Annotated in this window: 11 protein-coding genes; 1 reads left to right on the forward strand and 10 read right to left on the reverse strand. The window is 36.5% G+C overall.

Going from position 1 to position 13,142, the window contains the following annotated elements:
* The first annotated feature begins 50 nt into the window (after positions 1 to 50).
* Positions 51 to 446 carry a DUF3224 domain-containing protein gene (locus tag ACVWY7_RS15015; protein WP_000454072.1) on the forward strand — a complete coding sequence of 132 codons (396 nt, stop codon included), beginning with the start codon at positions 51 to 53 and terminating at the stop codon, positions 444 to 446.
* A 186-nt stretch (positions 447 to 632) separates the two neighbouring features.
* On the opposite strand, the gene ACVWY7_RS15020 is transcribed toward ACVWY7_RS15015, so the two are convergent.
* From ACVWY7_RS15020 to ACVWY7_RS15065, 10 genes are all read right to left on the reverse strand, one after another.
* Positions 633 to 1,880: a DUF1015 domain-containing protein gene (locus ACVWY7_RS15020; RefSeq protein ID WP_105989448.1), complete on the reverse strand. Its 1,248-nt coding sequence runs from the start codon at positions 1,878 to 1,880 to the stop codon at positions 633 to 635.
* A 13-nt stretch (positions 1,881 to 1,893) separates the two neighbouring features.
* Positions 1,894 to 3,066, reverse strand: coding sequence for a 3-phosphoglycerate dehydrogenase family protein (locus tag ACVWY7_RS15025; protein ID WP_000490251.1), 1,173 nt, complete (start codon positions 3,064 to 3,066; stop codon positions 1,894 to 1,896).
* 12 nt (positions 3,067 to 3,078) lie between these two features.
* Positions 3,079 to 4,161: a 3-phosphoserine/phosphohydroxythreonine transaminase gene (serC, locus tag ACVWY7_RS15030; protein WP_001994087.1), complete on the reverse strand. Its 1,083-nt coding sequence runs from the start codon at positions 4,159 to 4,161 to the stop codon at positions 3,079 to 3,081.
* Between the two features lie 209 nt (positions 4,162 to 4,370).
* Complete coding sequence (locus ACVWY7_RS15035) at positions 4,371 to 4,562, reverse strand: DUF378 domain-containing protein (protein ID WP_000670803.1); 192 nt, start codon at positions 4,560 to 4,562, stop codon at positions 4,371 to 4,373.
* Positions 4,563 to 4,651: 89 nt separating this feature from the next.
* On the reverse strand, positions 4,652 to 5,719 hold the full coding sequence (locus ACVWY7_RS15040; RefSeq protein ID WP_033682296.1) for a glycoside hydrolase family 113: 1,068 nt from the start codon (positions 5,717 to 5,719) through the stop codon (positions 4,652 to 4,654).
* Positions 5,720 to 5,899: 180 nt separating this feature from the next.
* The gene (locus tag ACVWY7_RS15045; protein ID WP_000997182.1) at positions 5,900 to 6,139 is read right to left on the reverse strand and encodes a cupin domain-containing protein; all 240 of its coding nucleotides are present in this window, start codon (positions 6,137 to 6,139) and stop codon (positions 5,900 to 5,902) included.
* Positions 6,140 to 6,432: 293 nt separating this feature from the next.
* Entirely contained in the window at positions 6,433 to 7,260 is an 828-nt protein-coding gene (locus ACVWY7_RS15050) for a helix-turn-helix transcriptional regulator (protein WP_105989449.1), read from the reverse strand.
* Between the two features lie 553 nt (positions 7,261 to 7,813).
* Complete coding sequence (locus ACVWY7_RS15055) at positions 7,814 to 10,204, reverse strand: penicillin acylase family protein (RefSeq protein ID WP_456523855.1); 2,391 nt, start codon at positions 10,202 to 10,204, stop codon at positions 7,814 to 7,816.
* Between the two features lie 79 nt (positions 10,205 to 10,283).
* Positions 10,284 to 11,015: a DnaD domain-containing protein gene (locus tag ACVWY7_RS15060; protein ID WP_105989473.1), complete on the reverse strand. Its 732-nt coding sequence runs from the start codon at positions 11,013 to 11,015 to the stop codon at positions 10,284 to 10,286.
* A 279-nt stretch (positions 11,016 to 11,294) separates the two neighbouring features.
* Positions 11,295 to 13,070 carry an S-layer homology domain-containing protein gene (locus tag ACVWY7_RS15065; RefSeq protein ID WP_105989452.1) on the reverse strand — a complete coding sequence of 592 codons (1,776 nt, stop codon included), beginning with the start codon at positions 13,068 to 13,070 and terminating at the stop codon, positions 11,295 to 11,297.
* Between the last annotated feature and the right edge of the window lie 72 nt (positions 13,071 to 13,142).

The following is a 13,142-nucleotide window of genomic DNA, read 5'->3' on the forward strand; positions in this document are numbered from 1 at the left end:
ATGTGAATGGATACGTTTTAAAAGTATATAATTGGAGGGAGATTACGTGTATGGAAGTAACATTTACAATAAGTAAATGGGATGAAAAACCAATTGATGATACAAAAAAAGATTTCCCTATTAATATTGCCCATGTTGAATATGATATTGATGGGGAATTAAAAGGAAAAGCTTTTGTTGAATACTTATTATATTATTTAGACTCCAATATAAATGATGGTCACTTGGCTACTGCTAAAATTTCTGGATTTTTACACTTTGAAGGAATTTATAAGGGACAACAAGGAACATTCACAGCTATAGAGCAAGGAATATTTGATAAAGGAAATTTAGATTCCCCAGGAACAATTATTAAAGCTACCGGTAACTTAGAAAGTTTGAGAGGGTCCTATCATTATCAGTTTGCAGGTCAAACTAGTAAACTAATTTTAGAGTTTGAATTTTAGCGAAATACCCTATACTTTAGTGGAAAGGACATTTCTTGTAATACTAGGAATGTCCTTAAAGTTCGTTCAAAGGTAATTTTTTCGCCTACTTGTAATTTCATTGGTCCCCCTCCTCAAAAACTCTTTTAAAATAAGAAAAACCGAAACTAAAATCATTTCGGTTTTTCAAACTAATGAAGTCTATATTTATTTTAAAGAATGTACAAACAACCCACTGCGCAGTTTCGGTTCAAACCACGTTGATTTTGGTGGCATAACTTCTCCAGCGTCTGCGATTGCTAATAAAGATTCCATTGATGTCGGATATAGTGAGAACGCCGCTTTATATGCACCGCTATTTACAAGACGTTCTAATTCTTCTAACCCGCGAATTCCTCCAACAAAGTCGATGCGTGAATCAGATCGCGGATCGTGTATTTCAAGTACTTGGCTTAATAAATGATCTTGCAAAATAGATACATCTAAACCTTTCACAAGATCATTCGCATCAAACGTTTCCTCTTTCACTGTGAGCTTATACCACTTCTCGTTTACATACATACCAAATGTTTTTGGCTCATTTGGTTTATACGGAGAAACAGGTGCTTCTTCTACATAAAAGTATTGCGTGATTTGCTTTAAAAACTGTTCTTCTGATAAGCCGTTTAAATCTTTCACAACTCGGTTATAGTCCCAAATGGATAATTCATCATGAGGGAATAAAACTGATAGGAAGAAATTAAACTCTTCTTCTCCTGTGTAATTCGGATATTGTTCTCTTCGCATGAGCCCAACTTTTGCAGCTGACGCAGAGCGGTGATGTCCATCTGCAATATAAAGATTAGGAATATCTTCAAATAAGCTTACTAAACTTGCAATTACTTCTTCATCATCTATTTTCCAAGCAACATGCTCTACGCCATCTTCTGCTGTAAATGTATAGATTGGCGCATGTTCTTCTTTCCAGCTTGCGATGAAACGTTTCACTTCTTCTTTTGTACGATACGTTAAAAAGATAGGACCTGTATTTGCGTCACACACATCTACGTGACGAATACGATCTAGTTCTTTTTCATGACGCGTTCTTTCATGTTTTTTAATTGTATCGTCTTCATACTCATCAATAGACGTACAAACAACAAGGCCGGACTGCTTTCTACCTTGCATCGTCAGTTCATAAATATATAGTGCTGGATCTTCATCTTGAATGAACACTTCTTCTCGTATCAATCGATTTAAATTTTCACCCGCTTTTTCATATACGCGATCATCGTACGGTGAAAGCGCTGGGTCTAAATCAATTTCTGCTTTATCAACGTGTAAGAAAGAAAATGGATTTCCTTTTACAACTTCTCTTGCCTCTTCACTATTTAAAACGTCATACGGTAAAGCTGCAACTTGTGCTGCTTTTTCTTCTACTGGACGAATGGCCCGAAACGGTCGGATTTTTGCCAATTCCCTCTCTCCTTTACACAATCATTCGAACGGCTACAACACCTGTAATTTTGCTTATATTTTCCACAATGTTCTCTTTTATTATATCATCAATTCCGTTATCGATATCAATCATTGTGTACGCCCAAGAATGTTTACTACGATTAATCATATCTGCAATATTAATATGATGCTCTGCTAAACACCCTGTAATTTGTCCTACCATGTTCGGTACGTTTTGATGCATGATTGTAATACGTTTCTTTCCGATATACGGCAGCTCAACATTTGGATAGTTGACTGAATTACGAATATTTCCTGTCTCTAAATATTCACGTAATTGGCGCGCTGCCATGACTGCACAATTTTCTTCTGATTCAGACGTAGATGCACCAAGGTGAGGCGTCGCTGTTACATTTTTCATCTTTATCACATTTTCATTCGGGAAGTCCGTTACGTAATGTGCAATAATCTCTTCTTCTAACGCTTTTTGAAGAACCTTTTCATCTACAAGTTCTCCTCTAGAGAAATTGAATAGACGCATACCTTTTTTCATCTTCTCTACAGCGTGTTCACCAATCATTCCCTTCGTTTGATTCGTAAGAGGAATATGAAGGGTAATATAATCACACGTTGCAAAAATTTCATCTAAACTAAATGCCCTTTGCACATGTGTAGAAAGGCGCCAAGCCGTTTCAACTGAAATGTAAGGATCATATCCGACAACGTCCATCCCTAACGCTAACGCATCGTTCGCAACTAAAGCTCCGATCGCACCAAGGCCGATAACCCCTAGACGTTTCCCCGCAATTTCAGATCCAACAAATTGTTTTTTCCCTGATTCAACAAGCTGCGGTACTTCCTCACCCTCTAAATTTTTCGTCCAGCTTACGCCATTAATAATGTTACGTGAAGACATAATAAGGCTGGCGATAATAAGTTCCTTCACTGCATTTGCATTCGCTCCTGGTGTATTAAATACTACAATCCCTTTTTCTGTACAGCGCTCGACAGGAATATTGTTTACACCAGCACCAGCTCTCGCAATCGCCTTTAAATCTTTTGAGAACTCTTCTTGATGTAAAGAATAACTGCGAAGTAAAATACCATCTGGGTGGTCCATTCTCTCCCCTACTTCATAACGCTCTCCGCCAAGTACTTGCAAACCTTTTTCTGCTATTTGATTTAACGTTTGAACACGAAACATATCCCCATCTCCCTATCTATTCTCAAGCTCAAATTCCTTCATATAATTTACTAATTGCTGTACGCCTTGTACTGGCATCGCATTGTAAATACTAGCGCGCATACCACCGACTGATCGATGTCCTTTTAACGTAACAAGGCCGCGTTCTTTCGCTTTTTGTAAAAACTCATTGTTCAGCTCTTCTGACGGCGTTGTAAACGGAATGTTCATAAGTGATCGATACGTAGGATCAACTGGTGAAGTAAACAATTTTGATTCATCTAAGAAATTGTAAAGAAGTGAAGATTTCATTTTATTTTGTTCTTCAATCGCAGATACTCCGCCTTGCTCTTTTAACCACTCTAATACAAGTTTTGTTACGTAAATACTAAAGGACGGCGGTGTATTATATAAGGAGTTATTTTTACTGTAAGTTTCATAGTTTAACATTGTAGGACAATAACGATCTGCTCCTCCAATTAAATCTCTTTTTATAATTGCAATCGTTAAGCCCGCTGGCCCTAGATTCTTTTGCGCTCCCGCATATATAAGACCAAACTTTGAAACATCATATCGTTCTGATAAAATATTTGAGGACATATCCGCAACGAGTGGTACTTTATCTACATGTGGAATGTCCATATATTTCGTACCCTCTATTGTATTGTTCGTTGTTATATGTACATAATCTAGTTTTTCATCGCCTAATAAACCATCCAGTTTAGGAATTGTAGTAAACTTCTCATTTTCAGAAGAAGCAATCACTTGTACTTCTCCAACTTTTTCAGCTTCTTGCAGCGCCTTTTTAGACCATGAACCAGTCAATACGTACCCTGCTTTTTTATACGTATTCATTAAATTTAACGGTATCATAGAGAATTGTAATGAAGCACCACCTTGTAAAAACAATACTTCATACTCATCAGGAATGTTCATTAATTCACGAAGTAAGCTACCCGCTTCATCTATAATACTTTGAAAATAAGAAGATCGGTGACTCATTTCCATAATAGACATGCCTGTCCCGTTATAATTTACAAGCTCCTTTTGCACTTTTTCTAAAACTGGCAAAGGGAGTATTGATGGTCCAGCTGAAAAATTATACACTCTCTCCATCACCCTAATAACCTCCCTATTTCTCATCTTTTATTTTTTTAAACTTTCTGAATTATACCTCACAATACAAGACACGGTCAATTTGTTTTCTATTATTACGGCGTAAGACGCAATGGAATCGCTTGCAAGTGCCAACCTTTTTTATAAACATACAAAAAAGTGTTAAGTACATAATCGTACTTAACACTCTAGTAATAAAAGAATAATAGCTAATTGTCCGTAAAGAACCGATCAAAAATTTGATAAATTGCAGAAAGACCAATGAGCCAATAAATAGTGTCCACAAGCGCCGGCATAGAACCAAACCATTTCTCAACTACATTGTAATCTAACGCTACAAATAACCAATTCAAACCGCCAAGAATCACCAAAATTACTGTAAGGTAAGACAAAAATTTCATTATGATTGCCCCCTAGGTGATAAGATGGTGAAAGGCCTTTCACTAGAAATATATGTAGTGAACCTCAAAACTTGCCTATTTTATAAAAATTATTTTCGGTACCAGCCGTTAATAACTGCCTCTGCTTCTTTACTATGTATTTGATACGCATGCGTACTATTATTAGATCCAATAAACCAAATTGAAAAGCCTTTAAAATATGGCTTCGGTTCTAATACGTCACGGTAAGCGCGCCATCCGTTTAATTGTACGTCTTTTGAAAACACGTTAGAAACATCTGGATTCCACGGATTTTGCAAGCCTAGTTCACGCGCCGGAACGTTAAATCCGCCAAAGTAAACCGGTTTTCCTGTTGCTTTATGTAATTGTTCTAGTTGCTGAACAACATTTTGTCCACGGTTATATACTGTCGTCGCAAATAAACTTTGCTTCACTTCTTCATATGATGGATTTCTTTTCCCAGAAACTTCAAACCAACTATCGATACTAACAATGTCTACCTTCTTTAAATACGGACGGTTTATTTTCTGAACAAACTTCGCTTCATATGAAGGATCCCAACTTGCTGTTAACCACCAATTCATTTGATACAAAACATTTCCTTTATACTGCTGGCGAACAAAATCAATCGTATCGCTCCAATATCCTTCTGCATATTCCATATTCACGAAATTAGAAGCAATCTTGAGCCCGTACACATTGTATTTACTTGTAATTGAGTTAAAAATGTCTTGCAAAATAACCGTTTTCCAATTCCAGAAGAAATCATTAATATTACTTGGATTCCATTCCGTTTCTCCAACATTTCCTTGCTGAATATACGGGAACGGTTCCACTATAACTTGAATATTACGCTTTAATAATTCTTGAATTAAAATAATAGCCTGTTGCTTTTGCGCTTGATTAATTACCATGTTCGTAGAAGTCACATTCGGAATATCTACCTGAATTGGTACATTTACTGTATTTAAATTTAAGCGCTCTACATCAGCTAACACTTTCGCTATATTTCCAACTTCCCATACCGTTACATTTCCTGATTTAATTTTTCCAGATTGAACAGTATTTACATCTGCCTGTACATTTCCTTGAAAACAAAAAGAAAACAGCATAATAAACACTCCTAAAAAACTTATTAAACTCTTATTTTTCTTCACAACTTTCCCCCTATAATTTTTGGCTTTCTTGATTATTTTATACAACGTTTCATATATATTCCACAAAAAATCCAATAAATTTTTATTGATAAAAATGCTATTCATACTAACCTCCTAAAAATAGTGAGATAAATAAAAAAAGGAACGGGTTTCCGCTCCTTTTTTATCTTTTTACGATTATCAATCCATTTCCCTTTTAGGCTCTACCAACATGATGTGGGATTCCTTTTCAGTGAAAGGTTTATGCTCAACGCCTCTCGGGACAATAAACATCTCGCCCTTAGAAATTTTCACCTGTCCATCACGGAAATCGATGAACATCTCCCCTTCAAGCACAATAAATAGCTTATCCGTATTAGGATGCTCATGCCATATAAAATCTCCATTAGCTTTAAAAAGCTGAATTTGATCGTCATTCATTTCACTAATCACTTGTGGATACCAATAATCGTTAATTTTAGATAACTCGTCATTTAGTTTAATAGGTTGGTAATGGATAATGATCCCTCCTCATTTTCAACTTCCACTATATTACAGTAATCTAAGTAAAAAAGTCGTTATTACGCTTAAAAAGAAAATGCTCAGGCCAGAACTTTTCATTCAGATAGTACAAAGGAGTGATTTCAATGAAAGTACTTTCAATCCAATGTTTCCTTTAACTCTCCATAAGTATAGAACAGTGATTTTCAAATAAGAATGGACCCCTGTTGACATTAGTATGGATTATTGATGAACTTCTCGCGATATTTAGTAGGCGAAATGCCAACTCGCTTCTTGAAAACCCTACTAAAATAAAAAGGGTCTGCGATTCCAACAGCCTGCGCAATTTGTTGTACAGGCACACCACTTGTACATAACATTTTTTGAGCCATCTTTATACGATAGTTCAATAAATATTCTGCTGGCCCCATACCTGCATGCTTTCTAAACACGTAAGAAAGACGATTTCGATTAACATTATTTTGTTCTGTAAGCGTATGTATTGTAATATCTTTATAATAGTATTTATGAACGTAACTAGATATTCGTTCGAATAAAGTATGCGATTCATAGTTGTTTTCTCTATTGACAACACTTAATAAAGCTTCATTCAACGCTTCGCGAAATAGCATTTCAGTCTGAAACATCGAAATGCCTCCTCGCTGATTATACACATCCCAAAGACGCATAAGTAATTCGACAAGACGAGGAGATTGTCCTGTTAATAATTCAAAATGCTGATGAGTAAAGCCAGAGTCTTCTCGTTCTGAATTGCTTATCCGATATAAAACAAGAATATATTCCCAGTTTATTTCACCAAGCATTTTATGGGCTAATGTCATTTTTGCACCCCCATGTATAACTTTTCCTGGGGAAAGGATATACGGCGTACCATTAAATTGAAATTCCGTCTTCCCTGTAAGTGGAAATACAAATCCTGGGAAAGAATCTGTAGACTCAGCACAAGGCACACCTGGATTTTTAGCATAACGATATACTCCTTCTACTCGGAAAGGAGTATTGGCAAGATACTCTGCTAACTCATTCACGTCCAACTTCACAATGCAAGCCTCATTTCAATAATAGTTTTCTTGTAATTCGTGAGATTAATTGGTGTACATTCTGGGCAACGCTAAACTAAAAATAGTACATACGACTTAACAACATCTAGTTATTAACCTATAAATATATTGTTTTTCATTTATTGACAAAAGTATCCTCCCTATATTATTGATAATGATTTTCATTGTAGTTTGATAAAAAAACATTTGTCAAGTTGGATGGCCTAGAAAAATGATGAAACAAGGGGTACAGAGGAACAGTTCTGTTGCAAATAATATCTGGTCTTTGTTAACTAATTCCCCTTAAAACTGGAATGATCATGTTAATAGTTGTAATGACTTTATTAGTTACAGCACTTGCAGCATGTAGAAATAATCGTAATCCTGAAGAGGTTGCTACAGCGTATTTCGAATATGGAAACAGCCTACTATCAATTTAAATGATAGTAGGCTGGCTGTTAAAATTATTTAAGAACTGGGTTATGTTCTAAATGATAAGCTTTCATTATCAAAAAGATTATTACTAGTCCTCTCCACAAACAAAAACACTCTATCACTTCGGCTCTAAATTTAACACCTTCCCTTCTATCCCATCCGTATTCAATGTAGTCGTATGATACGTTCCATTTACCCAATCATCTATTTGATCATGATACCAATTACTTCTAAAATGTCCTGATTGTCCTGGCCCTACGATATGATAACCGTTTGACATATCTTTCGTATCAATGACGAATCTCCAAGACGCTCCATGATTGACAATACCGTTATCGCCGTAACTCGCTGCTTGAACGGTAACTTGACTTCCGCCAATTGGAACTGGTTTCTCACGATTAAACGCAAGTAGCGCTAACATACTAGATGATTTTGAAATTGGGTGTGTAAAAGCAAGTTGGTGATAATCGCCCCACTTCCACTCCGTAACATCTGGTCCATATTCCTTCTGTAATTTCTTCATTACATTTTCGTACGATGTATGCACAACTTTTGTGAATCCTCCGTACTTCGTAAACCAAGCGCTCTTTTCTCCTGCTACTTCTTTTCGAATCAATTCATCCACAACTTGTGACTTCCCTTCAAATAACTCCATCACATCTTTCGGAATTTCTTTTGAAAATAACGTATTTGAAATCTCCTTCATTAATAAATGGAATAGTAACGGTGCCGCGTCATCTTTACTATCGTAAAAATTCCACTTCGTTAATTGTTTTACGCCTTCTTTCTCTACTTCATGTAAAGACGCTTTATTTAACTCTTTTAAAAATATAGGAGTAAACTCTTTCCCGTATAAATTTTTTTGATCCATCTGTAACTCTTCTAAATCTTTCACTGTATATTTTTCCTTCTCTTGTAAAAACTCTTGAATACGCATTTGCCTATATGGCTGCGCCCACGTATTACTAATATGATACGGATAATTATCATCTACAATTTTATTATTCGCAGTTGAAATAAACCCTTGTTTTGGATTGATTACTTTTGGTAGCTGATCATACGGGATATACCCTTCCCATTCATATTCATCTGTCCATCCTGGAACAGGTAAACTACCATCACCTTTTTTACGCACTGGTATATTTCCATTTGCTTTATAAGCAATTGTGCCGTCATTTGATGCAAATACAAAGTTTTGAGTTGGTGTATGAAAATCTTGCAGTGCCGTTTCAAACTCATTCCAGTCTTTCGCCTTATTCATATTTAATACAGCCTTTAATTCAGCGGAAGGCTCCAAAGCAGTCCATTTCAAAGCAAATACTGTTTTCGTTTTCTCTTTCCCTTTATCCGCAAACTCTGAAATGACTGGGCCATGCCTCGTAACTGTAACGTTATACGGAATTGTTTTCCCGCCTTTTACTTTAATAGATTCATCCACAACGGTAGCTTTTTCCCACTTATCGTTATACAGAAATTCATTTTCATTATTAGGATTTCTCTTCTCAATATATAAATCTTGCACATCAGGACCTGTATTCGTAACGCCCCATGCTATTTTGTCATTGTGTCCTAATATAACCCCTGGTACGCCAGCGAAAATAACGCCACTCACATGTAAATCTTTCATCTCAAGTTTCGATTGATACCAAATAGAAGGCGTCGCAAGAGATAAATGAGGATCATCCGCTAAAATCGGCTTACCAGACGCACTCTTCTCACCGCTTATAACCCAGTTATTACTACCATTAAACTCTGGTGGAATGATCGTTTTTGCAAAACTTTGTGCGACATTCACATTTGTATTCTCAAGTTCAGCTAGCAATCTAGGGGCATCTTTCGGATATTTAGGAAACAGCTCATTTGCTTGCTCTTTCGGTAGATTTTTCAGTGCCCAATATCGAAATGCCTGTCCGTGCCAATGTCCGCCTAAATCAAACGCCATATATTTTCCAATTGTTAACGTATCAACAATAGACCATTCAGCAGGTTCATAGCCTAATATAGTAAACTCGACCGGCAATTTCTTTTCCTCTTTTGCCTCGCGTATAAAAGCGTTCACCCCATCAGCAAATGACTGCAGAGCATCTTTCGCCTCCCCATCATATTGACTAACAGACGCTTCGGCTGCTCGCCTTAAACCGAGCGTTCGAAACAACTTATCTCGATCAACAGCTGCTTCTCCTACAACCTCACTCAGCATACCAGAAGCTTGCCTTCTACTTAAATCCATTTGAAACAAACGATCTTGCGCTTGTACATATCCTTGCGAAAAATATAAATCATGCGCATTTTCCGCTTTAATATGTGGTACTCCTTTACTATCTCGCTTTACCGTAACAGCACGTTGTAAATCCTCTAGTTTTATCGTTCCATCTACCTTTGGCACAGATTTCAGCGTATATATGTTCAAAAAAATCGCTGTACAAATAACTAATAAAAGAACGATACTACTAGACCAAATGAAAATTTTCTTACCCCTAGTTCGTTTCTTCTTTATAACAACTTCCATATAACCCCTCCTTTCTCAAACTATTCGCTTCTATTTTGAAAGAACCTTTTTGAATAGGAAAAACCCTTCTTTTCTCATGTTATGGATCATGTAAACAGACTTCACCTTCCTTTCTTCCACTGAAATCCCCTCGTCCTTTCTTACACCAATTCCTCAAAATCCCCTTCACATAAGCAAACGTTCGCTTATTATGTTCAAACGCAATTTTAAGTGCCTCTAATACTTTCTCTCCTGAAAGTCTTCGTATCCATCCCTTCAATTCCTTCACGATATATGGAGATAAACTACTTATATTTTGTTCGTAAAATTTGTAAACTTCACCATGCGAAGTATCCTCTTCTATCTCTTCCTCTTCAACAACTTCTTGTAAACTACTATTACCCTCTTCTTCTGGCATACCAAAATGCTGTAACAACAATGGAATCTTCCATTCTTTTTCAAAACATTTACGTAAAAACATATGTACGAATTCTTTATTTTTTACAGTCTTTAACTCACGTAACACACATTTTTCTACATTCGTATTTAAAATAGGGTTGTAGTTTAGCCAATTCATTATATATAACTCTTTCGTTTCCGCATCGTATAAAATCTTTCCGTATTCAACAAACCTATTTAATAACTTCTCAACAGTTTCCATACTGTAACCTGTTTCAAGCTCTGCTACTCGCTTTGGTAATACGTAAATTCCACATTGCTTCGTCTTCGTACCAGTTAACAAATATATGTAAAAATAACGCTCCTCTGGCGTTAAATCTAATATGAATTCATCTTGCCAAAAGTTCACTTGCACATTACGGTACACCGCTATATGTTTACCTCCCCCTCGCACTTATAAAAAGGCAGATTTCAATCCTTCAATATACATATAGGAGTGAGGGCTTGTTTTTTGCAGTTGAATTCCAAATTTTTTTAACTACTACAACGACGGTTTTATTTTTTCGCGCTTTTTTGTTCTTGTAGTTGTTTTTGTTTTGTTTTTTCTTAGTGATTTATTACTTGGTAGGGGCTTGTAAGGGGCTTAATAAGGGCTTATATAAAAAGGAGCTGTTCCAAATTCTCATTTTGGATAGCTCCTTTATCATTCTTTCTATTTTTGACTTGCATCTAACATCTTTACTAAAAAGGCAGCTGCTTCACCACGAGTTGTCGTGCCTTTAGGGTTAAATTCATTATTTCCAACACCAGTAACTACCTTTAAACTGTATAATCGTTGAACGTGCTGTTTGTATGTGATTAGATGTTGATCTGTAAATGGTAATGCGGCTAATTCACCTGTAACACCTTTATACTGTAATGCTTTGTCAATCATGATCGATGCTTCTTCACGAGTGATAGATGCGTTAGGATCAAAAATCCCGCCGCCACGACCGTTAATAATTCCTGCACTTGCACTACGTTTAATGCCGCTATGCAGTGATGGATGCGCTTTGTTAATATCTACAAATGACTTATTTCCTTCTGGTAGCTTTAGAGCATTTGAGATTAATGTCGCAAACTCAGCTCTCGTTACATTACGATAAGGCGCAAATACACCATTTCCTTCACCGTGCATAATTCCGAGGCTGTTCAACTTACGAATATGCCCTTCAAACCATCCACCTGTAATATCATCTTTTGGTTTTTGTACTTCTTTATTTGGCACATTATAGTTTATTTTAATCCAACTTGGGTTATAGAAAATCCACTCATCATTACCTACTTTATACCAACCGTTTTTAACTGCTAACACTTTGTAACGGTCTCCATTTGAAGCTTTACGCACAGTTTGATGTTCCAGTCCTGCACCACTACGTACATTTATACCATCCCCTTTTACTACAAGCTCCATATTAGGTTCAGCTGGATTATATTCATTTGAATCAAATAGCTCATTTCTTTCTTGTAAAGGCGAATCAATTTGTGCGTTAACATTTGCATACCATTGAATACCTTGTACGAAGCCAGTCCAATTCCCACGAGAAATTAAAATATCAGGACAGTTTTTCCCGCTCCATTGTTGATGTCTGTAAATATGGTCCGCGCTAATTCCTTCTTTGTTCATTAAATATCCCGCAAGTCTCTTTGCATTCTCTAACGCTTTATTGTAATCCCCATCTTGATTCACTGAAATTTCAATACCGATAGATTCTCTATTTCCTGAACCATCACCATCTCCTGCATGCCAACCATTTTCATTTGTTGGTAAGTGCTGATAAATTTGTTTATCGTCTACAGTAAAATGCCATGAAGCTGTTCGGAACGTACCTTCCGTTGCTTGTTTATATAAATACTTCGCATGGTTTTCAGCATTTGCACCGCGGGCAGTGTTTGCAGTTTCGTGAATTGTAATATAACGTGCTTTCATCGGATTAGCGGGGCGAATATCAGGGTTTCCTGCTGGAACAATCCACTCTACAAATGGGACACCTGCAAGCGTTCCATATTTCTTCGTAGTCATCGATGCGCTATACTGAATAGCTCTCCGTTTTTCAACCGGCTTCATTTCGCGAGTAGAACCATCATTTCGACCGTCTACATGTTCAAAAGCTTTTTCAATGTTTGAAATAGCTTCTTCTTCCGCTACTTGGCCTTTTTTCGCTTCTTTCATTTTATGTAATTCTTCTGATTCAGAATGTTTATGCTTATATTCTTCTAAAAGAATTTCCTCATTTCCTGATACTTCCGCTTCGTTAATTTGCATGTGATCAGGAGTTTCTAGATTGAAATCAGAATAACGTAATCCGCTCGTTCCACGTTCCCCTTGTGCAATACTAAGCTGGTCAGTATGAGACTTGTTTCTCTCTTCTGCTGATATTGATAATGGTGCACTCCCTAAAATCACTAAACTTGTTGATAGTGCGATTACTCGTTTTTTAATATTCATTGCTGTAATCGATACCTACACTATCCGTGTAAATATCTCAACCTCCCTTTATTTTCTCATTCGTGAAAGACT

The organism is Bacillus sp. TE9106W (assembly GCF_054062215.1).